We start from the raw sequence: 23,603 nt of genomic DNA on the forward strand, positions 1-23,603 counted from the left end.
TGGTTAATTTCTCAAGGTCTGTTAGACGAAAATAATAACCTTGAGGAATATAAAATGCCTACAATCACTAAATCCAAATCAATTTATACTTTGCCAAGACCGGTATGGCTGGATGCTGCGGGAATGAGCAAAGGCATCGGCCACGATCGTCAGCATCTGGGGATTATTCTCGCCGCCGGGCAGGTGGTGCGAGTACGTCAGACCAATGCAGCCTTTACCACCAAACTTAAACTGCGCCTGCTCAATGACGATAACAAAACCGAGGCTGACTTCAGCATCGGCAATGCCTGGGTTGAGGCCAGCGTAAATGCGGTCTCGGTGCCGTTTATTGATACGCCTTACGTAGAGGGCACGCCGGTTCTGGAGTTTGAGTATCCCGACGCCAGCAAACCCTTGCCGGTTTACCGCAAAGGTGAAAATGAAACCACTTTCTTTGCACGTTGGGACGCGCAGGATGCTGAATTCGCATTGGTCGACTCTGAATATGCCAATATCCTGGTGCCAAAAATCAGCAAAAAAGATCTGAAGTCTTTGGGTGAAGCCAAAAATATTGATGGCTTGATCGCCTATTACGATCGGATCTTTACTTTTTATAATGCGCTGGCGGGCGTTTCATTTGAGGCTGAAAGCGACTCTGATCGTAATAGCAAAAATCGTTATTTTATCAAGGCCGATAAAAATGGTGCCGGGGCCGCTTATTATGGCGGTAATTGGACGGCGGAAAGTACCAGCTCAATAAGCAGTTTCTGGCTGACGGCGCTGGATAATAATTGGGGCAGCCTGCATGAGATTGCCCATGGTTATCAGGGAAATTTTATGGGCGATAAATATTTTTCCACCGGTGAGGTATGGAACAATATTTATGCCGCCTGTTATCAGGATGTGATGTTGGGGGAGCGAAAATATAAAGAAGGCTGGCTGTATGATTACGGCAATATGGCTAAAGTTGAGAAAAAAATCCTGGATCTGATCGCTCAGTCCACGCCGCTCAATCAGTGGGACCTGCGTTCCAAGCTGTATTTTATCGTCTTGATGGTGGGTAAAGCGGGCAAAAATGCCTTCACCCACTTTAATCAGCAGTATCGCCAAAGTTGTAATACCCCTGGCTTCGTGCCAAGTGAACATGCCTTGCTGGATATGCTGTCGGAAAGCTTTGCCGTGGCAGGCAACAAAGTGGATGTGACGCCATTTATCCAATGGGTCGGGGGTTATGTCACTCAGGAACAACGCAATCGCAACGTTTTCAGCCATGCGAAAGCCGTCTATCCGTTGTGTCAATTGGTCGGTGCTCAGGATATTGAATCGGTCAAAACGCAGTTGAAACTCGACTCCACTCTGCAGTTGGTTGATTCGACTCAGTTGAAGGCCAGCGGCCTGAAAGGCAATGCGACCCTGAGTTTTGATATTGACGATTTCGCACAAATTTATGGCGAAGACCTGATCCTGATGGAAGGGGCGCGTTACGCATATAAAACGCGTATCAACAGCCCGACCATGGTCCTGAGCGACCTGCCGATTGGCGTATACACTCTGCGGTTACCGACGGGTAAAAACCATAAGTATCAACCGACTCAGGACTACCTGGTGTTGCAGCAAGGGGATAACGCGGCGAAGATTGGTTTTGTCAAAAAAGTATCTTCGTCAATCGTTTCACAGGACATCAATCTGCTTGGCCTGGGCGATGCCGTGTTCGCCACGCTGGCGGTTGATCATGCCAAAGGTATGGTGGTGATTGACGTTACCAGCACCACGCCGCATTCCTATTTCCCTGATATGACCTACGCCAAAATCACCTTACGTAATCAGCAAAATGCGGTGATTTTCAGCAAGGATATTCATGGTACTCAGGCCACCTTAAGTCATGATGAGCTGCCTTTCACCGCCGGTGATAAAATTGAAATCTATCATGAGGAGCCGGGCCGGGTACGCGTGAGCCCGGCGTATCCGAATATCCTTGATGACAAGAACAAAACTAACGTCTTGCTGATCACCAACAACGGACTGAAAAATGAAGCGCTGCCGGGTGATCCCGAGCAGGCGCTATTAGCGCGGATTGAAACTGCGGCCCAGCATTTGCGCAGCTACCCTCAGGCCTATTACGCGCTGTTCTCGGTATTTAAAGACGATATTTACCTGGCGATTAATACTTTCGCCAGTCCCCGGCGTGAGCAGTTGTTAGAAACCTATAAGGACTGTATTTCTGCCAGCAACATTCGCCCTGATGAGCTGGTAGGGAATACTTTCAGCATCGCCTACAGGGGGATCAGCGATTGGCAATTCTTGACTGGCACTGTCGACCTGGTGAGAAAAACCTTAACGATTGAACTCATCAAAGGTGGGGTTGTACACAATTATTTCCCAGGCACTTATGCCACATTCAGTTATGACGATGCGGATGGTAACAACCTGTTCAGCTATGAAGTGATTGGCGACCAGGCGCAGCAGGCCCGTACAGTGGTGCTGCCGATTTCAGGTTACGGCGGTGAAGTAATCCACCTGCATCACGAAGAGCCGAATAACCGTTTGGTGATCACCAATGAAATGCAGCACTTGCGGTTGGGTGAAAGGAGCAAGCAACAGACTTATTGCATTACCCCGGTGGGTCTGGAACGGGTCGCGGACTGATCCGCAGCCAGGTTTCTGACTAGGGTACTCACGGTGCCGGGTTTCATACCCGGCGCCGTTTTCGTTTAAGAGATTTCGCGTGCCAGAATGTTGGCCGGTGGATGCAGACTGATGTTGATCTGTTTATCCGCCGCCGTTTGGCGGTATTCGTTGAGCATCGCGCGGATATCGTCGTCCAGGTAGTTAATCCCTTCGCAATCGATAATCACCGTGCTGTTGGGCTCTATTTGCGCCAATAAATGCTTCAGGCGCATCTTGTTGAGGAAGGTCAGGTTTTGCTGGCACTGAAGCAGATAATGGTCGTCGTAGCGGGTCAGATGCAGGGCGTGACGATTGCTTTGGTACAGGCTCCACAGCAGTTGCGCCGCCAGGCCGATCGCAATGCCCGCCAGCATGCCAAATGCCAGAATACCGCCGAGCGTCGCGGCAAAAGGGACGAACTGTTGCAGGCCCTGACGCCACAGACTGATAAAAATACGCGGGTGCGCCAGCTTAAAACCGGTGTAGATCAGGATGGCCGCCAGACTGGCCAGCGGGATGCTGTTGAGCAGCTCGGCAAACAGCAACGCACTGAGCAGCAACAGTACGCCGTGCAGCAAAATAGACACCCGACTGCGTGCGCCGGCCTGCACGTTGGCAGAGCTGCGCACGATCACGGCGGTAATCGGCAAACCGCCCAGCAGCCCGCTAATGCAGTTGCCCACGCCTTGCGCCCGTAGCTCTTTATCGGCGGAGGGTTCCGGCATCATCGGCGCCATCTTTTTCAAGGCTTCCTGGCTCAGCAGGGTTTCCAGGCTGGCGACAATCGCCAGGGTAATCGCCACCAGATAAACCGCCGGGTTGCGCCACGCTTGCCAGTTGGGCAACGAAAATTGCGTCTGCAGCGCTTCGACACTGTTCAGTGCCGGCAACTCTATCCGCGGCAAAGTGCCAATGGTGGGCCAAATCTTCTGGCCTAGCCAGACAAACAGGCAGCCCCACAACACGGCGACCAGAGGGCCGGGTAATGCCGTCAGCCGCAGGCGTTGTTTGAGCGATGAGCGCCCCCAGAAACCGATCAGCAGCAGGGCACCCAGCGTCAGTGACACCGCCGCCGGGGCGATATCACTCCGCAGTTGCGCGCCAGACGGTTTCTCACTCAGACCATGCCCTGACGGATAACCCATGGCTAACGGCAACTGTTGCAGGATCAGTAAAATACCGATGGCGGCCAACATGCCGTGGATCACCGCTCCGGGGATCAGCGCCGCCAGCTTGCCGCCGCGCAGCAGGCCGAATGCCAGTTGCAACACGCCGGCCAATAACAAGGCGAGCAAAAATGACGGAAAGTCGCCCAGCGTGACCATGGCACCGGTGACAATGGTCACCAGCCCGGCGGCGGGGCCGCTGACCGAAAACGGGGAAGGGCTGAGCAGGGTGACGACAATGCCGCCGATCACCCCGGTCAGCAGGCCGACGAACGGAGGGACACCGCTGGCTTGCGCAATGCCCAGGCTCAGTGGCAGGGCGACCAGAAACACCACCAGCCCGGCGGGCAGGTCAAAACGCAGATCGGCGCGATTCATGTCACCCTCCCGGCGGCGTTACGCTGCTCCAGCACATTCAAAAATCCGGTATGCATATCGTAAATGCAGCCGACCAGCGTCAAGCGGGCATTGTGTCGCCAGGCGCGTTGAATCAACTGGGTTTTGCTGAGGGTACTGAGCTGGAGCTGTACGTTGGTGTGCGCCGCCTGGTTCAGGTGAGCCGTTTCGTCGTCTTCGGTATCGGTGCCAAATGGCAAATGCGGTTCCAGGCTAGTGCGTAGCGAATTGAGGCGGCGGGTTAGTGAGTCCTTACTGGGGGTATCGCGGCTGCTCAGGGCAGATTGGATGCCACCGCAGCCGTAATGGCCGCAAATCACGATGGCCTCAACCTCCAGATGTTCGACCGCGTATTGCACCACGCTCATCAAATTATCATCCTGCTCTTCGACCATATTGGCGATATTGCGGTGTACAAACAGTTCGCCGGGCTGTGCACGAACGAGGGTTTCGGCGGGGACCCGGCTGTCGGAACAGCCAATCCACAGCGTGTGCGGTTTCTGCGCCTGTGCCAACTGCGGGAAAAAATTGGGATCGCGCGCTTGTTGCTGGGTTGCCCAACTGCGGTTTTTAACCAGCAGATGATTAATCAATGTCATGGGGGCTCCTTGGGTCAGGGTATTTAGCAGCGAGAAAGTTCGGCGCTGACGTGCAGGCCGCCGCCACTAGCAAAAACTCCAGACCTAGGTTAGTCCAATCATTGTGCGAATGATAAGCAGGGTTTGTGTAAAGTTTTCTATATCGAGGTGGGCTTGGTTAAATGCTCTATTTTAAAGTCCATTTTGTTATAAACATATGTCGGTTATTTTATGGTTTTTAATTCTGGATTTTTAATTAAGGTTGAAACTTAATTGGTGTTTTCATGGTTCTTTGTAATTCATTGTGCTCCGGTTGATTTTAGCTTGAAGTTGGTTGATGGCATTGTTTTGTAATTAAATAATTTATTAAAACCACAGGCTAATTATTTCTGATTAATCGTAAGTTGGTATTCCAACACACGCACATAGATTGGGGTTAATTTAAGAAAAACATTTTTGTATCGGCATAATAGCGGTTTATTGCACCTTTTTTGTTCGCCGCTTGCCCGTGGCTGGTGCAGGTTTTCTCTGTTTTAAGATAAGTTTTTCTTATAATTTATTAGAATCAGCCAATTAAAAATTGGCACGCCGGTTGCTCTGTTGAATCCCATCTTGTGTACCAGATGGAATTCAGCCAATGACTCAGCCTGTAAATCTACGCGGTTTCACCCTCGGTGAATGGCAACACTATTATCACACCCGCCTGGCGGGCGAGCGCATGGCCTGCGTGCGCGCTACTTTGGCTGCATGGGCTACCGATCTCCCTGCGGATGACAATGCCTGGCTGTATCTTGCCGACGCGGCACAGCTGGAGGCGCAGTGCCAACGACTGGCACAACGGCTTGAAGCCGTCGCCGGTGACATCAGCCGTCTGCCGCTGTTTGGCGTGCCCTTTGCGGTTAAAGACAATATCGACGTCGGTGGCTGGCCGACCACCGCCGCCTGTCCGGAGTTTGCCTATCAGGCGACGGCAGACGCCAGCGTCGTCGCCAATCTGTGCGCCGCCGGTGCCCTGGTGATCGGTAAAACCAACCTCGATCAGTTCGCCACCGGCCTGGTGGGCACCCGTTCCCCGCACGGTGCGGTGGTAAACAGTTTCGACAGCCGTTACGTCAGCGGCGGCTCCAGTTCTGGATCGGCCTCGGTGGTGGCGCGCGGCCTGACACCGTTCTCACTGGGTACCGATACCGCCGGTTCAGGGCGTGTCCCGGCCGGATTCAACAATATTGTCGGCCTGAAACCGACCAAGGGCTGGTTATCGAATCAAGGTGTGGTACCCGCCTGTCGGCTGAATGACACGGTGTCGGTATTTGCTCTGACGGTGACGGACGCCGCGCTGGTGGCCGAACTGGCGGGTGGCTACGACGCCGCCGACGCCTATTCCCGTATCAATCCCCATACCGCCCCGGCGGACCTGCCCGCGGCGCCACGCCTTGCAGTGCCCGCGCAGCTCGAGTTTTTTGGCGATACTCAGGCCGAGCGGGCTTTTCAACGGGCGCTGGCGCAGTTGCAACGCTGCGGCGTGACGCTGGAAACCCTCGATTTTACCCCGTTCCGCGTACTGGCGGAGCAGCTCTATTACGGCCCCTGGGTGGCGGAACGCACCGTGGCGGTCGAAAAGATGCTGAGTGCCAACCCGCAGGCCATCAACCCGGTGGTGCGCGGCATCGTCAATAACGGCCTGAAGTACAGCGCCTGCGATGCCTATAAGGCGGAATATCTGCGTGCCGAACTGACACGGCAGATTGAACAGCGGCTGGCTCCCTTCGACGCGCTGGTGGTGCCGACCTCACCGACCATCCGCACGCTGGCGGAAATGGAGCAGGAACCGGTGTTGTTCAACTCGCAGTTTGGTACCTACACCAATTTCACCAACCTGGCCGATCTGAGCGCGCTGGCGCTGCCTGCGTCGATGCGTGACGACGGCCTGCCCGCCGGTATCACGCTGGTCGCCCCCGCCTGGCACGATCGGGCGCTGGCCGCGTTCGGCCTGCGCTGGCAACAGGCGCAGGATCTGCCGTTGGGCGCCACCGGCCGCCCGCTGCCACCTTCGCAATCCCTTATACCTTCGACCCAGCACGTGCGGGTGGCGGTGGTGGGTGCCCACCTCAGTGGAATGCCATTGAATTTCCAGCTCACACAACGTGCGGCGGCTTTGGTGGAACAAACCACCACCGCGCCGTGCTACCGGCTGTACGCGTTAGCCAATACTCAGCCGCCAAAGCCGGGGTTGGCCAAAACCGAACAGGGGGCCGCTATCGATGTCGAGCTGTGGGATATCCCGCTGGCGCGTTTCGGCGAATTCGTGGCGGAAATCCCGGCGCCGTTGGGCATCGGCACGCTGTTGCTGGCGGACGGTCGCCGGGTGAAGGGCTTTATCTGCGAACCCTGGGCGCTACAGGGCGCCACGGACATCACTGAATTTGGCGGTTGGCGCAACTATGTCGCCAGCCTGAAGGGGGCTTGATCATGTTTTCTACCGTACTGATTGCCAACCGTGGCGAAATCGCCTGTCGCGCCATCCGCACTCTGAAACGTCTGGGCGTGACCAGCGTGGCGGTCTATTCCGATGCCGATCGCAATGCTCCGCACGTCACCGAAGCCGACTTGGCGGTGGCACTCGGCGGTGAAAAACCCGGCGACAGCTACCTGTGTATCGACAAGATTCTGGCGGCGGCGGCAGAAACCGGCGCGCAGGCGATCTACCCCGGTTACGGCTTCCTCTCCGAGAGCGCTGAGTTTGCCGACGCCTGTGAAGCGGCGGGCATTGCCTTTATCGGCCCAACGGCGTCGCAAATCCGCGAGTTCGGCCTGAAACACCGGGCGCGTGAGCTGGCGGCGGTGGCGCAGGTGCCGATGACGCCGGGCACCGGCCTGCTGGACAGCGTTGAGCAGGCGGTCAACGCCGCCAGCCAGATTGGCTACCCGGTGATGCTGAAAAGCACCGCCGGCGGTGGCGGTATCGGCCTGACGCGCTGCGATGACGAAGCCGCACTGCGTGAAGCCTACGACAGCGTGAAACGGCTGGGTGAGCAGTTTTTCCGCGACTCTGGGGCCTTTATCGAGCGCTTTGTCGATCAGGCGCGCCATGTCGAAGTGCAGATCTTTGGCGACGGTCAGGGCTGGGTGGTCGCGCTCGGCGAGCGTGACTGCTCATTGCAACGTCGCAACCAAAAGGTGGTGGAGGAGACCCCGGCACCCAACCTGCCTGCGGCCACTCGTCAGGCGCTGCATCAGGCGGCGGTGGCGCTGGGAGCGTCGGTTAATTATCGCAGCGCCGGTACCGTGGAGTTTATCTACGACGGCGCACGCGACGAATTTTATTTCCTCGAGGTGAACACTCGCCTGCAGGTGGAGCATCCGGTCACCGAGATGGTCACCGGGCTGGATCTGATCGAATGCATGTTGCAGGTGGCGGCGGGGGATGCGCTGGACTGGGCGGCACTGCAACGTCCGCCGCAGGGTGCGTCGATTGAAGTGCGCATTTATGCCGAAGATCCGCTGAAGAACTTCCAGCCCAGCCCGGGCGTATTGACCGAGGTGCATTTCCCGGAGTCCGTGCGGGTTGACGGTTGGGTCGCTACCGGCAGTGAAGTGTCGGCATTTTACGACCCGATGATCGCCAAGCTGATTGTCCACGGCGAGGATCGCCAGCAGGCGCTGGAGAAAATGCGCGTGGCGCTGGACGCTACCCGGCTGCACGGCATTGCCACCAATCTGGATTACCTGCGGCAGGTGATTGCCACCGCCGAATTCCAGACCGGCAGCGTGTGGACCCGCATGCTGGACAGCTTCCGTTTCCAGCCCAGCAGCATCGAAGTATTGCAACCGGGGACCTACAGCAGCGTGCAGGATTACCCGGGCCGTCTCGGTTATTGGGATATCGGCGTACCGCCGTCCGGGCCGATGGACGACTTTGCTTTCCGGCTGGCCAACCGCATTGTCGGTAACCACCCCAGCGCCGCCGGACTGGAGTTTACCCTGCAGGGGCCGACCTTACGTTTCCACTGCGATGCCACCATTGCCCTGACCGGGGCGGACTGCCCGGCGGATCTGGACGGCGAAGCGCTGGGTTACTGGCAGCCGGTTGCGGTTCGGGCCGGGCAGGTGCTGACGATGGGCCGCGCTCAGCACGGATGCCGCACCTATCTGGCGGTGCGTAACGGTTTCGACGTGCCGGTGTATCTGGGCAGCCGTTCGACCTTCGCGCTGGGGCAGTTTGGCGGTCACGCCGGGCGTACTCTACGGGTCGCGGACATGCTGGCGGTGTCCCAACCGACGTTGGCCGCCATCACGACTCCTGCGCCGATCGCCGCGCCGCAGGCAATGGATGACAGCCTGATCCCCGAGTACGGCAACCTGTGGAACATCGGCGTGCTGTACGGGCCGCACGGCGCGCCGGATTTCTTTACCCCGGAGTCGATCGAGACTTTCTTCGCTGCCGAATGGCAGGTGCATTACAACTCCAACCGGCTGGGCGTACGCCTGTCCGGGCCAAAACCCGAGTGGGCACGGCAGGACGGCGGTGAGGCGGGGCTGCATCCGTCCAACGTGCATGACTGCGAATATGCCATCGGTGCGATTAACTTCACCGGCGATTTCCCGGTGATCCTCACCCGTGACGGGCCGAGCCTCGGTGGCTTTGTCTGTCCGGTGACCATCGCCAGGGCCGAATTGTGGAAGGTCGGTCAGGTGAAGCCGGGCGATCGCATCCGCTTCCACCCGATTGGCTTCAAACAGGCGCAGTCGCTGGAGCAAGCGCAGCTCGGCAGCATCGAAGCCTTGGCGGCGGTAAAGGCGATTACCCTGGCTGCACCGGATCTGACTCCGGGAGCCACCGGGTCGGCCAGCATTCTGGCGGCGTTACCGGCCACCGACAGCCGCCCTGCAGTGGTCTATCGCCAGGCAGGGGACGGCTACATTTTGCTGGAGTACGGCGACAACGTACTCGATCTGGCACTGAGATTACGCATTCATCTGCTGATGCAGTCGCTCAGGCAGGATGTCATTCCCGGCGTTGAGGAGTTAGCGCCCGGCGTGCGATCGCTGCAGATCCGCTACGACAGCCGCGTGCTCGGTCAGGCCGATTTACTGACGCGTTTGCTGGCGCGCGAGCAGGCGCTGGGGGATGTCAGCCAACTGAAGGTGCCGACGCGCACGGTTTATCTGCCGATGGCGTTTGAAGATTCAGCCACTCTGGGAGCGGTAGAACGCTATCAGCAGACGGTCCGTTCGTCCGCCCCCTGGCTGCCGAACAACGTCGATTTTATCCAGCGCATTAACGGGCTCAGCACGCGTGAGCAGGTGCGCGACATCATCTTTGATGCCAGTTACCTGATCCTCGGGCTGGGTGATGTTTATCTCGGCGCACCTTGCGCGGTGCCGATTGACCCGCGTCACCGCTTGCTCAGTTCCAAATACAACCCGGCGCGTACCCATACCGCCGAAGGCACGGTCGGTATCGGCGGCATGTACATGTGCATTTATGGCATGGATTCGCCGGGTGGTTACCAACTGGTCGGGCGCACGCTGCCAATCTGGAACAAATTCCTCAAAAACCCGCAGTTCACCGCCGGTGAACCCTGGCTGCTGCACTTCTTTGATCAGGTGCGTTTCTACCCGGTCAGCGAGCAGGAGCTGGATGAACAGCGCGAGGCGTTCCGTGAAGGGCGCGCGCAGATCCGCATCGAGGACAGCGAGTTTGATTTTGCCGAATACAGCCGTTTCCTGGTGGACAACGCCGAAGATATCAGCGCCTTCCAGCAGCATCAGCAGCAGGCGTTCAGCCACGAGGTGACGCGCTGGCAGGAAGAAGAAGGCGAAGCCGAGGCCCAACTGTTGCCGCTGCAGATTGATGAGGACGACGTGGACGGTTATCTGGTCAGCGCCGACCTGAACGGCAGCGTGTGGAAGATCCTGGTGGAGCCGGGACAGCAGGTAGAAGCCGGTCAGCCGCTGATCGTGGTCGAGGCGATGAAAATGGAGCTGGCGGTCACTGCACCGCGCGCCGGGATCATTAAGCGCATCAGTTGTCAGCAGGGGCGGCCTGTCGGGCCGGGCGACGCCCTGTTGTGGCTGGAGCACGCCAGTTAACCGTTTTTAATCGTCGCGGCGCGGCAGGCTGCGCCCGCAGAGAGGAATACGATGCAAATCACCAATAACCGCAGCAAGGCGCGACCGGAGGGGCTGGCGGAACGTATCTATCTGCAGCTCAAGGACGACATTTTTGATTTTCAGCTGCTACCGGGCGATCGCTTTAGCGAAAACGAAGTCGCGCTGCGCATGGACGTCAGCCGTACGCCGGTGCGTCAGGCGTTGTTCTGGCTGGAGCGCGAAGGCTATGTCGAAGTGCATTTTCGCAGTGGTTGGCAGGTGCGGCCATTCGATTTTGCCTACTTCGAGGAACTGTATGACCTGCGCATCGTGCTGGAGTGTGAGGCGGTAAAACGCCTGTGTGCACGGCCGGCGGGCGAAATGCCGTTGCAACTGGAGACGCTCAGCAGTTTCTGGATCGACGAGCCGCGGCTGGAGGACGGCAAGACCGTTTCGCTGCACGACGAGCAGTTTCACATGGCGCTGGTGGAGGCTGCGGGCAATGGCGAAATGGCGCGTATCCATCGTGATCTGACCGAGAAGATCCGCATCATTCGTCGGTTGGATTTCACTCAGGGTAGCCGGGTGGCGGCGACCTATAACGAACACGCCGCGATTTTGCGGGCAATCTTGCAACAGCAAACCGAGGAGGCGCAAACGCTGCTCAGCAACCATATTGCCGTCAGTAAGGCTGAGGTCAGAAAAATAACTTTACACATGTTGCATCAAGCACGCCTCCAGCTACCAGACAGTCCTACGTGAGTTTTTCTTAAAAAAGAAGGTTGGTTTTCTATCACACATCAGGAGTTTGAATTATGCAACGTCGTCACTTTATAAAAGCTTTTGCGCTGTCCGCCACCATGATTGGCATGGGGATGGCTTGGGGCGTGCAGGCGGCCGATACCATCAAGGTCGGCATCCTGAGTTCGCTGTCCGGCACCATGGCCATTTCTGAAACGCCGCTCAAGGATGTAGCGCTGATGACCATTGATGACATTAACGCCAAGGGTGGCGTATTGGGTAAAAAACTCGAGGCGGTGGTGGTGGATCCCGCCTCCAACTGGCCGCTGTTCGCCGAAAAGGCGCGTCAGTTGCTGAGCCAGGATAAAGTGGCGGCGGTGTTTGGCTGCTGGACTTCGGTGTCGCGTAAATCCGTGCTGCCGGTGTTTGAAGAGCTGAACGGCCTGCTGTTCTACCCGGTGCAGTACGAAGGGGAAGAAATGTCACCTAACGTGTTCTACACCGGCGCCGCCCCTAACCAGCAGGCGATCCCGGCGGTGGAATACCTGCTGAGCGAAGACGGCGGCTCGGCCAAACGCTTCTTCCTGCTGGGCACCGACTACGTGTATCCGCGCACTACCAACAAGATCCTGCGCGCCTTCCTGCATTCGAAAGGTATTCAGGATAAAGATATCGAAGAGGTCTATACGCCGTTTGGCTACAGCGACTACCAGACCATCGTCGCCAACATCAAGAAATTCTCCGCCGGCGGCAAAACGGCGGTGATCTCCACCATCAACGGTGACTCCAACGTGCCGTTCTACAAAGAGCTGGCCAATCAGGGCATCAAAGCCACCGATGTACCGGTGATCGCCTTCTCGGTGGGGGAAGAAGAGCTGCGCGGCATCGACACCAAACCGCTGGTGGGCAACCTGGCGGCCTGGAACTACTTCGAATCGGTAGACAACCCGACCAACAAGCAGTTTGTCAGCGAATGGCGAGCCTATGCCAAGGCGCATAACCTGCCGAACTATGCCACTGCCGTGACCAACGATCCGATGGAGGCCACCTATGTCGGCATCCACATGTGGGCGCAGGCGGTTGAGAAGGCCGGTACCACTGACGTGGATAAGGTACGCGCCGCGATGGCCGGACAGACCTTCGCCGCACCCTCGGGCTTTACCCTGACCATGGACGCCACCAACCACCACCTGCACAAACCGGTGATGATCGGTGAAATTGAAGGCAACGGTCAGTTCAACGTGGTGTGGCAGACCGATGCCCCGGTACGCGCTCAGCCGTGGAGCCCGTACATTGCCGGCAACGACAAAAAGTCGGAAAGCCCGGTCAAAGGCGGTAAGTAATGCCCGGCCTCCCGTTACGGCGGGGGGCTGACTGAGCCATGCCCTATTGCGAAGAGACATCGGATGAAACTTTTATCTTTAAGCCATCTCAGGCATCTGTGGTTATTGCTGGGCTGCCTGCCCATGTTCGCGCAGGCGGGGCCGGCCGATGACTTTGCTGCGGCCAACCGTACGCAGCAGGCCAAATTATTGCAGGCGTGGGCGACCGCGCCGGATGCTGCGCGTTTGCCATTACTGCAGGCGTTAAAGCAGGAAAACGTGGTGATCGACGAGGCCAAACATGCCCTTATCCAGCAGGGCGATCGCTATCAGCCGCTGGAGGGTAGCGCTGCCCCGGTCGGTACGCCGAAGAAGCTGTGGCTGAATAACCGGCTGCGGATACTGATTGCCAACGCGCTGTCGGCACACCGGCTGGTCAGTGAAGATCCGGCGCTGCGTTTACAGGCGGCGCAGGCTCTGCAGCAAGAGGCGCAAAACAGTCAGCTACCGCTGTTGACCCAACGCCTGGCGCAGGAAAAAGACAGCCGGGTGCATGACGCGCTGAGCATCGCGCTGGCCAATCTGCAACTGACCGACGCCGATGCCAAAGTGCGCCTCAATGCGGTGCAACTGCTTGGCAGTTCGGGCGCGCCGGAAACCCAAACCCGGCTGCAGGCATTGACCGATGCCAGCCATGAACCGGACGCCGCCGTGCGTGCCGAAGCGCTGAAAAGCCTGACCAGCGTGAAACACCGGCTGATGATCGGCGACCTGATTGGCCAGGCGTTTACCGGCCTGTCGCTTGGCTCGATCCTGCTGTTGGCGGCGCTTGGGTTGGCGATCACCTATGGCCTGCTGGGGGTGATCAACATGGCGCACGGCGAAATGCTGATGCTCGGTGCTTACTCGGCTTATCTGGTACAGGGACTGTTTCAGCAGTTTGCGCCGCAGTGGCTGGCGCTGTATCCGCTGGTGGCGTTGCCGGTGGCGTTCACCATCACCGCCTGCATTGGCATGGCACTGGAGCGCACGGTGATCCGTCATCTGTATGGTCGGCCGCTGGAAACCCTGCTGGCGACCTGGGGGATCAGCCTGGTGCTGATCCAGGGCGTTCGGGTGTTGTTCGGCGCGCAAAACGTCGAGGTCGCCAACCCGGCCTGGTTGTCGGGCGGCATTCAGTTACTGCCGAATCTGGTGCTGCCGTGGAACCGTATCGCGGTGATCCTGTTTGTGGTGTTGGTGCTGGCACTCACCTGGCTGTTGCTGAATAAAACCCGCCTCGGCATGAACGTGCGTGCCGTGACCCAGAACCGTGCGATGGCTGCCTGCTGTGGTGTGCCCACCGGCCGTGTCGATATGCTGGCGTTCGGTCTGGGCTCCGGCATTGCCGGGCTGGGTGGAGTGGCGCTGTCGCAACTGGGTAACGTCGGGCCGGAACTGGGCCAGGGCTATATCATCGACTCGTTCCTGGTGGTGGTACTCGGCGGCGTCGGCCAACTGGCCGGTACCGTGGTGGCGGCTTTTGGCCTCGGTATCCTCAACAAAATTCTTGAACCGCAGATTGGTGCTGTATTGGGCAAGATCCTGATCCTGGCGCTGATCGTGCTGTTTATCCAAAAACGTCCTCAGGGACTGTTCGCCTTCAAGGGCAGGGTGATCGACTGATGAGCCAACCATTGACTGTCACCGGCGTGCAAAAGGCACCCCGACTGGCGCTGGGCATCGGCGGACTGGCGTTGCTGGCGCTGTTGATTATGCCGTTTCTGGCGCTGTTGCCGGCAGACCATCCGCTGGCGATCTCCACTTATACCCTGACGCTGGTGGGTAAAATTTTGTGTTATGCGGTGGTGGCGGTGGCGCTCGACCTGGTGTGGGGCTATGCCGGGCTGCTGTCGTTGGGGCACGGGCTGTTTTTTGCCCTCGGTGGCTACGCCATGGGCATGTACCTGATGCGCCAGGCGGCGGGTGATGGCCTGCCGGGATTTATGGCCTTCCTGTCGTGGAACGAGTTGCCGTGGTTCTGGAGCGGTACCCAGTATTTCGCCTGGGCGCTGTGCCTGATCGTGCTGGTGCCCGGGGTGCTGGCTTTTATCTTCGGTTACTTCGCTTTTCGCTCAAAAATCAAAGGGGTGTATTTCTCCATCATGACCCAGGCGTTGACCTACGCCGGTATGCTGCTGTTCTTCCGTAACGAAACCGGCTTTGGTGGCAACAATGGCTTTACCGGTTTCACGACGCTGCTGGGCTTCCCGATCACCGCGACCGGCACGCGGGTGGCGCTGTTCCTGACCACGGTGCTGCTGCTGGCTGCCAGTTTGGCAATCGGCTTTGCTCTGGCACGCAGCAAGTTCGGTCGGGTGTTGACGGCGGTACGCGATGCGGAAAACCGCCTGACGTTCTGCGGTTACGATCCGAAAGGCTTCAAACTGTTTGTCTGGACGCTGTCGGCGGTGCTGTGTGGGCTGGCCGGGGCGCTGTATGTACCACAGGTGGGGATTATCAACCCGGGCGAAATGTCGCCGACCAACTCGATCGAAGCCGCCATCTGGGTTGCGCTCGGCGGGCGCGGCACGCTGGTGGGGCCGTTGCTGGGGGCCGGTATCGTCAACGGTGCCAAGAGCTGGTTCACCATGGCCATTCCGGAATACTGGCAGTTCTTCCTCGGCCTGATGTTTATCATCGTCACGCTGTTCCTGCCGAAAGGGGTCATTGGCCTGCTGCGCAGAGGGAAACCACAATGAATTCGCTGCAAATGACCGAAGAGCTGTTCACTCAGCCGCTGCCGGCCGATAAATACCGCCAGCAAACCGATCCGGTGCTGTTGCTCGACAAGATCAACGTCAGCTTCGACGGTTTCCGTGCGCTGAGCGATCTGTCGTTGCAGATTGGCGTGGGGGAATTGCGCTGTGTGATCGGGCCTAACGGCGCGGGGAAAACCACGCTGATGGATGTGATCACCGGCAAGACCCGACCGGACAGCGGCAGGGTGTTTTACGATCAAACCGTTGATCTGACCGCGCTGGATCCGATGCAGATCGCCCAGGCAGGCATTGGTCGCAAGTTCCAAAAACCCACGGTATTTGAGGCGCTGACGGTGTTCGAAAACCTGGAGATCGCCCAGAAAACCCAGAAGTCGGTATGGGCCTGCCTGCGCGCCAAACTGAGCAGCGAACAACGCGATCGCATCGATGACATGCTGAAAACCCTGCGGCTCGGCCATGAACGGCATCGTCCCGCCGGGTTGCTGTCTCACGGGCAAAAACAGTTTCTCGAGATCGGTATGCTGCTGGTACAGGAACCGCACCTGCTGTTGCTCGATGAACCGGCGGCTGGCATGACCGATGCTGAAACCGAGTACACCGCCGAACTGTTCCGCTCGCTGGCGGGCAAGCATTCGCTGATGGTGGTGGAGCACGATATGGGGTTTGTTGAAACCATTGCCGACCACGTCACGGTGCTGCATCAGGGTCAGGTGCTGGCGGAGGGCTCATTGGCGCAGGTGCAGGCCGACGAGCAGGTGATCGAAGTGTATTTGGGGCGCTAGGAGCAGCTATGTTGCAAGTGAACGAACTGAATCAATATTACGGCGGCAGCCATATTTTGCGCGGCCTGTCGTTTGAAGCCCATATCGGCGAAGTGACCTGCCTGCTGGGGCGCAACGGCGTGGGGAAAACCACGCTGTTGAAGTGCCTGATGGGGCTGATCCCGGCCAAGAGCGGCAGTATCAGTTGGCAGGGCGAAAGCCTCAACGGCAGAAAACCGCACCAGCGGGTACAGGCAGGCGTCGCCTATGTGCCGCAGGGGCGCGAGATCTTTGGTCGCCTGACGGTGGAGGAAAACTTGCTGATGGGGTTGGCGCGCTTTTCTGGCAGTCAGGCCCGCAAGGTACCGGATCATATCTATGAACTGTTCCCGGTGCTGTTGCAGATGAAAGATCGGCGTGGCGGCGATCTCTCCGGTGGCCAGCAACAACAGTTGGCGATAGGGCGGGCGCTGGCCTGCCGACCGCAGTTGTTGATCCTCGATGAGCCGACGGAAGGGATCCAGCCTTCGGTGATCAAAGAGATCGGCACGGTGATCAAACAGTTGGCGGAAAGAGGGGATATGGCGATCCTGCTGGTGGAGCAGTTTTATGATTTCGCCGCCGAGCTGGCGGACCGTTATCTTGTGATGTCGCGTGGCAGCATTGTCCAGCGCGGTGCAGGCAGCGCGATGGAGCAAGACGGCGTGCGCGGGCTGGTGGCGATATAAGAGGTGATGCTACCCGATAAATTGTTGGCGGAAGGGATCCCGGGAGTGATGCAATATCCTGATAATTCTCACCTGCCGAGCGTCGTCTCGGAAGTAGATAATATGCTTTCCTACCGGCAGAGCGCAGAGATCATCGGTTATTGATTCAATGCGCCTGCCAATTTGATGATGACTTAAATTATCGAATGTATCGTGAATATGGTTTAGATAGTCTTCGACAGCAGTTAATCCGTGCCGCGCCAAACCATACAAATAGATATCTTCCATATCAGCCAATGCTTTTGGCCTGATCGTTATTTTTCTGCGCATCCTTTAGCTTTGCTCCGTATTCTTTCCATGAACACATCACGATCCCATTCCACAACGTCTCCGCTGTTCTCCCCCTCGGCGATCAAACGGCGTAGCTCTTCCAGTTTTGAGGCGGCGGTGCGCTCACGCAGGGTGCGCACCGATTCACGAATAACTTCGCTGGGGGTTCGGTAGTCGCCGCTGGCTACCAGACCTTCAACAAAGTTACGCAGTTCTTCACCCAGATCCACTGTTAATGTTCTGCCCATGTTTTCCCCTCCGCTATTCTCTTAATCATTGTAAGATTAGTTCTTACATTATGCACGTTAAAACTGGGGAGTCTAAAGTGGCAACAATACAAGGAACTCTGGGTTTTACATCATCATAAATTAGGGATAATTATGAACGAAATCACCATGTCGCGTCTGGGTTGCATCGTCCTGTCACTGTTCCCGGCTCTTTGGGGGATCTTCAGTCTGCTGAACAATACCGCCGATTTTGCTGGTACCGCCCAACATGCCGTGGCGCCGCTGCTTGCCATGCAGGATACCTATCAGGTTCCCGGCTTAATGTGGCGCGCCGTCAGCGTGGAATGGGCCGGGCGGGTCGGATTGGCGATGATCACTGTGCTGGAGTCTGTGGCCGGTATCACCGCGGCACTGGGTGTGATGCTGATGCTGAAACATCTGCGCCAACCTTACGCGGCCTTTGCCAGGGGGAAAGCCTGGGCCATGCTGGGCACACTCTGCGCGATTGCGGTGTGGGGGCTCGGTTTTATGGTGGTCGCAGGCGACTGGTTTATGGCCTAGCAGGCCAAGGAAAACCCGCTAGCGGTGCAACTGGGGGCGATGCTGTACATGGTGCCCAATACGCTGGCCTTGCTGTTTCTGATGCTGCAACGTGACGCTCGCTAAGCCGTGAAGTCGCAGGATTTTGATAAAACTGCGGCGATGTTCGCGAAAGTGTTGCCAAATGCTAACCTGCCAGGTCTTGTCACATTTCGTTCATAGTTGTGCCATAGCATAATGACTATTAAATAAATTTATAACAAATCAATAGGTTAAAAATTTTACGAGGGATAAATATGAGCGATAAATCCGATAAGGATCTGCCGGCGTCGGCGCAACAGCAGCAGCCGAGCAATCCGGCGCGTCGGCGTTTTCTGGCAGGTGCGACGGTGTTGGGGGTCGGTGCCTCGATTGTGCCGTTGGCCAGGGCCGCAGCTGACGGCAACAAGAAAGTGGTACTGAACACTTTGCCGACCGGCGCACAAAACCCACTGCTGCGGCGTCATGTGAAAAATGTGGTGGTGATCTACGCCGAAAACCGCAGTTTCAACAACCTGTTCGCCAATTTCCCCGGAGTAGAAAAACCGCTGTCGGCACTTAAGCCGGAGGAGTACCAGCAGCGCGATCGTGACGATAAGCTACTGGATTCTTTGCCACCGATCTGGAAAGGCCTGGTGCCAAAAGAGCAGGAAGTCGGGCATGTTAATTACAAAATCGACGAAGATGCAGTATTCACCAATCAATTACCGAATCAGCCGTTTGTGCTGACCGGGCCGCAGGGTGAGAACTTGCCGCACGGCGTGGTCACGCGCGATCTGTGGCATGTGTTTTATCAAAACCAGATGCAGATTAACGGCGGCAAAAACGACAAGTTTGTTGCCTGGGCCGATTCCGGTGCCCTGACCATGGGTTATTACGGTGACGATGCTTACAACCTGCGGTTGTGGACCTTGGCGCAGGAATTTACCCTGTGCGATAACTTCTTCCAGGGGGCGTTTGGCGGCTCCTTCCTGAATCACCAGTATCTGATTTGCGCCCGCCCGCCGTTTTACCCCGAGGTACAAAACTCAGTCGCCAAAGACGGCATTGCCCTGCTGGAAAGCGATGACGTGACGGACTCGCGCCTGAAGCCGTTGGGCGACTCGCCGGTTAGCGCTTCGTTTGGTATCCCGCTGTTTGGCAAGAGCCTGCTGACGCCGGACGGCTATGCGGTCAACACCATGGCACCGCCGTACTGGCCGTCGTGGACTCAGGATGAGAAAGATCCGACGCTGGCGGACGCTACCATGCCCAACGTGATGCCGCCGCAGAAGCACCCGCACATCGGCGATTTACTCAGTCAGAAGGGGATCGACTGGGCATGGTACGCCGGGGGTTGGCAATACGCGCTGGACAACCGCAAGGATCAGGGCGATTTCCCCGGTGCGCCAGACTTTCAGTATCACCATCAGCCGTTCAACTATTTCGAAAATCTGGGGCCGGGCAATCCACAGGCACGCGAGGCGCATTTACGTGACGGCGGCATTGGCGATTCAACCGGCAGCAATAAATTTTTGGCCGCGGTGGAGGCGGGAACTTTACCACCGGTGGCGTTCTACAAGCCGCAGGGCAACCTTAATATGCACGCCGGGTATTCCGATGTGGAGGCCGGCGACCGCCATATCGCCCATATCATCAACAGCCTGCGCAACGGCCCGCAGTGGGAAAATAGCGTGGTAGTGATTACCTTCGATGAGAACGGCGGCTGGTGGGATCATGTGGCCCCTCCGCAGGGCGATCGTTGGGGCCCAGGCTCACGTATCCCGGCGTTGGTGATTTCGCCATTCGCCCGTAAAGGCTACGTTGACCATGAGGTGTATGACACCGGGTCAATTTTGCGATTAATCAGCCGGGTGTTTGATCTGCCGCCGCTGGACGGGCTAACGGAACGGGATAAGGCAATGGCGGCGCGCAGCCAGAAACCGCTGGGCGATCTGACCGGCGCGCTGGAGTTTCCGGGATAAGGGGTTACAGCGGCTTGGACATATACCAGATACCGATGGAACCCTGGGCGCTGGTGTAAAAGGTCTCACCGCAAATACTCAGCCCCTGGCGTTGGTAAAAGCGCTGGGCGCTGGTATTGCGCTGTAACACTTCCAGCCACAGCGTTTGCTGCTTACGTTCGATCGCCCGAAGCTGCACCTGTTCAAAAAAGTGCTGGCCGTAACCCCGGCCGGCATATTCCGGCAGGAAATAGATTTTCTGCAATTCGGCCCCGGTTGTTTGGGTCGGTGCCAGCAGGCTGTTGAAATTCAGCCGCGCATAACCTACCAGATTGTCGTCTTCATATCCCAATAGCCAGCAAACTTCCGTATCCTGCAGCGTTTTTTCCAGTGCCTCAACGGCAAAGTCTTGCGCCAGAAAAGCATCGAGTTCCGCTTTATGGTGCCAAAGTTCGCCAAAATGGGCCTGATAAGTACGAATCCCCACATCACGAACCTGCGCTAAATCACCGCTCAAAGCCTGGCGGATACTGAACATATGAACCTCTTGGTGAGAAACGGCAGGCAACCTGAAAGGGAATCGCCGCACTGGTGAAGATTTAGACAACTCAGGGTATACGAGATATACTCAATATACTCAATATCTGTCTGCCGGAGGGCGTATGACAGCCAAACAGCAAACCCATCGTCGTCAGGGACATCGTACTGTTATGCAAATGCTCACTGCCGATCAGCTGCAACATCTTAAGCCAAGTAAGCATTCGGCGCGATTCTTGGTGATTGAAATTGATCCCGATGCTCATACAACCAAATCGGATAGCAACAATGACGCCGGTAATAGCGCCCTGAGAAAAAAACTAACCGAAATGATCAATGACCCGGCAGTGGATCCCAATGCGGCGATGCAAATGCTGGAGATTGCATGGGATATGGTGACCAAGTCTACAGCCGGGAAGCTACCGGCAGTACGAGGGGATGTCGATAGCGACAACGGTATGCCTGCCGCCAGCATTTTTGCGGGTTTTCCCGAGTTTCAGGGCAGGAATGAAGCAAGGAAGCAGGACCTTCGCCAGTACCTCCTGGAAGATGCCCACTGGTTGACATCAGCCGAACTCTCCGACAGGGCCGGTTTTAAAAATCGCAACCGCAGCGCAGGCCCAAACGGTTGGAAGCAACGTGGGAAGATTTTTGCGATCAACGTTGAAGGCCACGACCGTTATCCGGCTTACGCGCTGGATGAGGCTTACCAGCCACTAAAAATCCTCAAAGACATATTGACCGTCTTTGGTGACGGCACCAGCGCCTGGACAATTGCGAGCTGGATGGGGACGGCCAATAGCTGGCTGGGCGGTAAAAAGCCTAAAGACGTGATGAAGAAAGAACCCGCTGCCGTGTTACATGCTGCTCTTATAGAGAAAGCGGGGGCACAGCATGGCTGATGACTTATTTCCCCCGGTAGGAAAGGTCAATATTAATAAGCGAATTGTCGGGGCAGGGACGCCGCTTTATCGAATTCATCGAGAAAAGTACGCTGGCAATGCTTTCAATGATAGCCCAGGAGGCGACGCACGATTTAGTCCAATTTTCGACCAACACAATAACGTGATCGCCACAATTTATGCTGGCGATACTACCAAGGTGGCGTTGTGCGAAGTCCCTTTGCATGATGTCGATTTTTCACAACAACATGTTGAGTTCAACGTCAGACGATTGGTGGGTTTGGTTCATACAGAACTGTTGGTGAATACCGAATTGCAACTTGCTGCATTAGATCAACCTGGCCTGGCCAAAATGAGAGCCTCTAAAAAGGTCGCGCATTGCGATGCCACGGACTATCAGGTAACGCGCAAGTGGGCTGAAGCTATTCATGAGCAACATCAAGATATTCATGGGCTGATTTGGCCGTCAAAACAACATCCTGGCAATGCCTATATTCTGTTTGGCGACCGTTTGAATGGAGACGAGTTATCTATTACTGGTAATAGGGTATCAGTAATAGATAAAAGCGTTTTATTACATCTGTTTGAGCTGGCCGATGAAATGGGCATTACTCTGCTGGAAGATGATTAATTTTTCGAGGGTACCCATTGCGCATTTCTGACCGCAACAAACCCTCAATCAGCAAGATGCTTCGGCGTTTCCCGACGGAACCCCAGTCCGATAATCCGGCCAAATAAACGTGGCAACCAGCGGCTGTTGCCGACCCGGGTTATCAGACTGGCTCCACCGCTGCCGCGACGTTTTTTCGGCCTGCGTTGGCTCATTTTAATTTGCAGAAACTGAGTGGCTTTGGTGGGGAAATTGCGGCGTCGTTGCACGCGCAACAGGTGTTTGAGCTGTAGACCATGGCTGCGTAGCGGAGGGATAATCAGGTTGGCGGTAGCAACCGCATCCTGAATCGCCAGATTCACGCCGACGCCGCCAATCGGCGACATAGCGTGTGCGGCGTCGCCAATGCACAGCACGCCCGGTTTGGCCCACTGATCCAGTCGATCGATGCGAATACTCAATAACTTCACCTGATCCCAACTGAGGATCTCCTGCAGGCGATGGTCCTGGAAGGGGGCGACCTCGGCGATATGCAGCAAAAATTTTTCCAGCCCCTCCTGTTGGATCGCCTCGAAGCTGCCCTTGTCGACTGAATAACCGCACTGCCAGTATTCACCCCGGTCGATCATGATGAAGTTTTGCTTTGGCCCGGTGTGACCCATCGACCAGGCCGGATCGCCGGGCCGTTTATCGATCTTCATCCACAATACGTCGCGCGGCGAGCCAAAACAGCGGCTGCTGAGTGCCGCCTGTTCGCGTACCACCGAGTTACGTCCGTCAGTGCCGATCACCAATTGGCAGCGGACGCGGATCGGGCCTTCCGGCGTATCCGCCAACACCCCGCAGACCTGACCGCGATCGTACAACAACTGGTGTACCTGCGCCGATTTGAGCAAGCTGAACGCAGGAAAGGCGGCGGCTTTTTCTGCCAGAAAGTTGAGAAACTCCCACTGCGGCATAAAGGCGATAAATTTGCAGCGCGTCGGCAGGCGGGTGAAGTCGGCAAGCGTAATATCACGCCCGGCGATCTCGGCATGCAGCGTTTCTGCGCGCTGGTGTGGCAGTGCCAGCAGTTCCTCAAGCAGGCCAAGCTGATGCATGATTTCCAGGGTGGAAGGGTGAATGGTATCGCCGCGAAAATCGCGCAGGAAGTCGGCGTGCTTTTCCAGCACCATCACGTCTATCCCCGCTCGGGCCAGCAGATAGCCGAGCATTAATCCGGCGGGGCCTCCGCCCACGATGCAGCAAGTGGTGGCGTAAGGTGTGATCGGTGACTGCGACATAGCGGTTGGCCCCTGGGATC

General features: G+C 57.1%; 19 protein-coding genes. 13 read left to right on the forward strand and 6 right to left on the reverse strand.

Annotation, left to right across the window (positions count from 1 at the left end; all coding sequences use genetic code 11):
- Nucleotides 1-54 precede the first annotated feature (54 nt).
- Nucleotides 55-2,625, forward strand: coding sequence for a putative mucin/carbohydrate-binding domain-containing protein (locus tag NHG65_RS07070; protein ID WP_499183093.1), 2,571 nt, complete (start codon nucleotides 55-57; stop codon nucleotides 2,623-2,625).
- 65 nt (nucleotides 2,626-2,690) lie between these two features.
- Here NHG65_RS07070 and NHG65_RS07075 read toward each other — a convergent pair whose 3' ends face one another.
- Nucleotides 2,691-4,190: a SulP family inorganic anion transporter gene (locus NHG65_RS07075; protein WP_099063983.1), complete on the reverse strand. Its 1,500-nt coding sequence runs from the start codon at nucleotides 4,188-4,190 to the stop codon at nucleotides 2,691-2,693.
- On the reverse strand, nucleotides 4,187-4,807 hold the full coding sequence (locus tag NHG65_RS07080) for a carbonic anhydrase (RefSeq protein ID WP_099063984.1): 621 nt from the start codon (nucleotides 4,805-4,807) through the stop codon (nucleotides 4,187-4,189). Before NHG65_RS07080 ends, NHG65_RS07075 begins: the two co-directional genes overlap by 4 nt.
- A 616-nt stretch (nucleotides 4,808-5,423) precedes the next feature.
- Between NHG65_RS07080 and atzF the strand changes: the two genes are divergently transcribed.
- The 8 genes from atzF (at nucleotide 5,424) to urtE (ending at nucleotide 17,193) form a co-directional block, all read left to right on the forward strand.
- The gene (gene atzF, locus NHG65_RS07085) at nucleotides 5,424-7,253 is read left to right on the forward strand and encodes an allophanate hydrolase (protein ID WP_207975893.1); all 1,830 of its coding nucleotides are present in this window, start codon (nucleotides 5,424-5,426) and stop codon (nucleotides 7,251-7,253) included.
- A gap of 2 nt (nucleotides 7,254-7,255) precedes the next feature.
- Entirely contained in the window at nucleotides 7,256-10,879 is a 3,624-nt protein-coding gene (gene uca / locus NHG65_RS07090; RefSeq protein WP_499183094.1) for an urea carboxylase, read from the forward strand.
- Nucleotides 10,880-10,930: 51 nt separating this feature from the next.
- On the forward strand, nucleotides 10,931-11,641 hold the full coding sequence (locus NHG65_RS07095; protein ID WP_207975888.1) for a GntR family transcriptional regulator: 711 nt from the start codon (nucleotides 10,931-10,933) through the stop codon (nucleotides 11,639-11,641).
- Nucleotides 11,642-11,694: 53 nt separating this feature from the next.
- A complete protein-coding gene (urtA, locus tag NHG65_RS07100; protein WP_099063988.1) occupies nucleotides 11,695-12,963 on the forward strand; it encodes an urea ABC transporter substrate-binding protein in 1,269 nt (422 codons plus the stop codon).
- Between the two features lie 63 nt (nucleotides 12,964-13,026).
- Nucleotides 13,027-14,607 carry an urea ABC transporter permease subunit UrtB gene (gene urtB, locus NHG65_RS07105; RefSeq protein ID WP_499183095.1) on the forward strand — a complete coding sequence of 527 codons (1,581 nt, stop codon included), beginning with the start codon at nucleotides 13,027-13,029 and terminating at the stop codon, nucleotides 14,605-14,607.
- Complete coding sequence (gene urtC, locus NHG65_RS07110; RefSeq protein ID WP_219015685.1) at nucleotides 14,607-15,683, forward strand: urea ABC transporter permease subunit UrtC; 1,077 nt, start codon at nucleotides 14,607-14,609, stop codon at nucleotides 15,681-15,683. The genes urtB and urtC overlap by 1 nt, the downstream gene beginning before the upstream one ends.
- Nucleotides 15,680-16,486: an urea ABC transporter ATP-binding protein UrtD gene (gene urtD, locus NHG65_RS07115; RefSeq protein WP_170924997.1), complete on the forward strand. Its 807-nt coding sequence runs from the start codon at nucleotides 15,680-15,682 to the stop codon at nucleotides 16,484-16,486. Before urtC ends, urtD begins: the two co-directional genes overlap by 4 nt.
- Before the next feature lie 8 nt (nucleotides 16,487-16,494).
- On the forward strand, nucleotides 16,495-17,193 hold the full coding sequence (urtE, locus tag NHG65_RS07120; protein ID WP_219015686.1) for an urea ABC transporter ATP-binding subunit UrtE: 699 nt from the start codon (nucleotides 16,495-16,497) through the stop codon (nucleotides 17,191-17,193).
- Between the two features lie 9 nt (nucleotides 17,194-17,202).
- On the opposite strand, the gene NHG65_RS07125 is transcribed toward urtE, so the two are convergent.
- Nucleotides 17,203-17,502, reverse strand: a complete 300-nt coding sequence (locus NHG65_RS07125) for a type II toxin-antitoxin system RelE/ParE family toxin (protein ID WP_499183096.1) — start codon at nucleotides 17,500-17,502, stop codon at nucleotides 17,203-17,205.
- Nucleotides 17,487-17,750 carry a type II toxin-antitoxin system ParD family antitoxin gene (locus tag NHG65_RS07130; protein ID WP_219015688.1) on the reverse strand — a complete coding sequence of 88 codons (264 nt, stop codon included), beginning with the start codon at nucleotides 17,748-17,750 and terminating at the stop codon, nucleotides 17,487-17,489. The genes NHG65_RS07125 and NHG65_RS07130 overlap by 16 nt, the downstream gene beginning before the upstream one ends.
- A 132-nt stretch (nucleotides 17,751-17,882) precedes the next feature.
- Here NHG65_RS07130 and NHG65_RS07135 point away from each other — a divergent pair, with 132 nt between their 5' ends.
- Nucleotides 17,883-18,290 carry a DUF2165 family protein gene (locus tag NHG65_RS07135; protein ID WP_499183097.1) on the forward strand — a complete coding sequence of 136 codons (408 nt, stop codon included), beginning with the start codon at nucleotides 17,883-17,885 and terminating at the stop codon, nucleotides 18,288-18,290.
- A 275-nt stretch (nucleotides 18,291-18,565) separates the two neighbouring features.
- Nucleotides 18,566-20,272: an acid phosphatase gene (acpA, locus tag NHG65_RS07140; protein ID WP_499183098.1), complete on the forward strand. Its 1,707-nt coding sequence runs from the start codon at nucleotides 18,566-18,568 to the stop codon at nucleotides 20,270-20,272.
- A gap of 4 nt (nucleotides 20,273-20,276) precedes the next feature.
- On the opposite strand, the gene NHG65_RS07145 is transcribed toward acpA, so the two are convergent.
- The gene (locus NHG65_RS07145) at nucleotides 20,277-20,789 is read right to left on the reverse strand and encodes a GNAT family N-acetyltransferase (protein ID WP_499183099.1); all 513 of its coding nucleotides are present in this window, start codon (nucleotides 20,787-20,789) and stop codon (nucleotides 20,277-20,279) included.
- A gap of 124 nt (nucleotides 20,790-20,913) precedes the next feature.
- On the opposite strand from NHG65_RS07145, the gene NHG65_RS07150 reads away from it, so the two are divergent.
- Both NHG65_RS07150 and NHG65_RS07155 read left to right on the forward strand, forming a co-directional pair.
- On the forward strand, nucleotides 20,914-21,690 hold the full coding sequence (locus NHG65_RS07150; protein ID WP_489844574.1) for a hypothetical protein: 777 nt from the start codon (nucleotides 20,914-20,916) through the stop codon (nucleotides 21,688-21,690).
- Nucleotides 21,683-22,321, forward strand: a complete 639-nt coding sequence (locus NHG65_RS07155; protein WP_085115807.1) for an RES family NAD+ phosphorylase — start codon at nucleotides 21,683-21,685, stop codon at nucleotides 22,319-22,321. Before NHG65_RS07150 ends, NHG65_RS07155 begins: the two co-directional genes overlap by 8 nt.
- A 44-nt stretch (nucleotides 22,322-22,365) precedes the next feature.
- Here NHG65_RS07155 and NHG65_RS07160 read toward each other — a convergent pair whose 3' ends face one another.
- Entirely contained in the window at nucleotides 22,366-23,583 is a 1,218-nt protein-coding gene (locus NHG65_RS07160) for an FAD-dependent oxidoreductase (RefSeq protein ID WP_499183100.1), read from the reverse strand.
- Nucleotides 23,584-23,603: the final 20 nt, after the last annotated feature.

Origin of the sequence: Serratia myotis (assembly GCF_027474885.1) — a bacterium.
Lineage (GTDB): Bacteria > Pseudomonadota > Gammaproteobacteria > Enterobacterales > Enterobacteriaceae > Serratia > Serratia proteamaculans.

Excerpts from the sequence above, each read along its gene's own strand:
- NHG65_RS07125 (WP_499183096.1), bottom strand. The coding sequence starts at position 17,502 with ATGCGCAGAAAAATAACGATCAGGCCAAAAGCATTGGCTGATATGGAA.
- urtD (WP_170924997.1), top strand. The coding sequence starts at position 15,680 with ATGAATTCGCTGCAAATGACCGAAGAGCTGTTCACTCAGCCGCTGCCG.
- NHG65_RS07095 (WP_207975888.1), top strand. The coding sequence starts at position 10,931 with ATGCAAATCACCAATAACCGCAGCAAGGCGCGACCGGAGGGGCTGGCG.
- atzF (WP_207975893.1), top strand. The coding sequence starts at position 5,424 with ATGACTCAGCCTGTAAATCTACGCGGTTTCACCCTCGGTGAATGGCAA.
- urtA (WP_099063988.1), top strand. The coding sequence starts at position 11,695 with ATGCAACGTCGTCACTTTATAAAAGCTTTTGCGCTGTCCGCCACCATG.
- NHG65_RS07160 (WP_499183100.1), bottom strand. The coding sequence starts at position 23,583 with ATGTCGCAGTCACCGATCACACCTTACGCCACCACTTGCTGCATCGTG.
- NHG65_RS07155 (WP_085115807.1), top strand. The coding sequence starts at position 21,683 with ATGGCTGATGACTTATTTCCCCCGGTAGGAAAGGTCAATATTAATAAG.
- NHG65_RS07130 (WP_219015688.1), bottom strand. The coding sequence starts at position 17,750 with ATGGGCAGAACATTAACAGTGGATCTGGGTGAAGAACTGCGTAACTTT.
- NHG65_RS07070 (WP_499183093.1), top strand. The coding sequence starts at position 55 with ATGCCTACAATCACTAAATCCAAATCAATTTATACTTTGCCAAGACCG.
- uca (WP_499183094.1), top strand. The coding sequence starts at position 7,256 with ATGTTTTCTACCGTACTGATTGCCAACCGTGGCGAAATCGCCTGTCGC.
- NHG65_RS07080 (WP_099063984.1), bottom strand. The coding sequence starts at position 4,807 with ATGACATTGATTAATCATCTGCTGGTTAAAAACCGCAGTTGGGCAACC.
- NHG65_RS07075 (WP_099063983.1), bottom strand. The coding sequence starts at position 4,190 with ATGAATCGCGCCGATCTGCGTTTTGACCTGCCCGCCGGGCTGGTGGTG.
- NHG65_RS07150 (WP_489844574.1), top strand. The coding sequence starts at position 20,914 with ATGACAGCCAAACAGCAAACCCATCGTCGTCAGGGACATCGTACTGTT.
- NHG65_RS07145 (WP_499183099.1), bottom strand. The coding sequence starts at position 20,789 with ATGTTCAGTATCCGCCAGGCTTTGAGCGGTGATTTAGCGCAGGTTCGT.
- NHG65_RS07135 (WP_499183097.1), top strand. The coding sequence starts at position 17,883 with ATGAACGAAATCACCATGTCGCGTCTGGGTTGCATCGTCCTGTCACTG.
- urtE (WP_219015686.1), top strand. The coding sequence starts at position 16,495 with ATGTTGCAAGTGAACGAACTGAATCAATATTACGGCGGCAGCCATATT.
- urtB (WP_499183095.1), top strand. The coding sequence starts at position 13,027 with ATGAAACTTTTATCTTTAAGCCATCTCAGGCATCTGTGGTTATTGCTG.
- acpA (WP_499183098.1), top strand. The coding sequence starts at position 18,566 with ATGAGCGATAAATCCGATAAGGATCTGCCGGCGTCGGCGCAACAGCAG.
- urtC (WP_219015685.1), top strand. The coding sequence starts at position 14,607 with ATGAGCCAACCATTGACTGTCACCGGCGTGCAAAAGGCACCCCGACTG.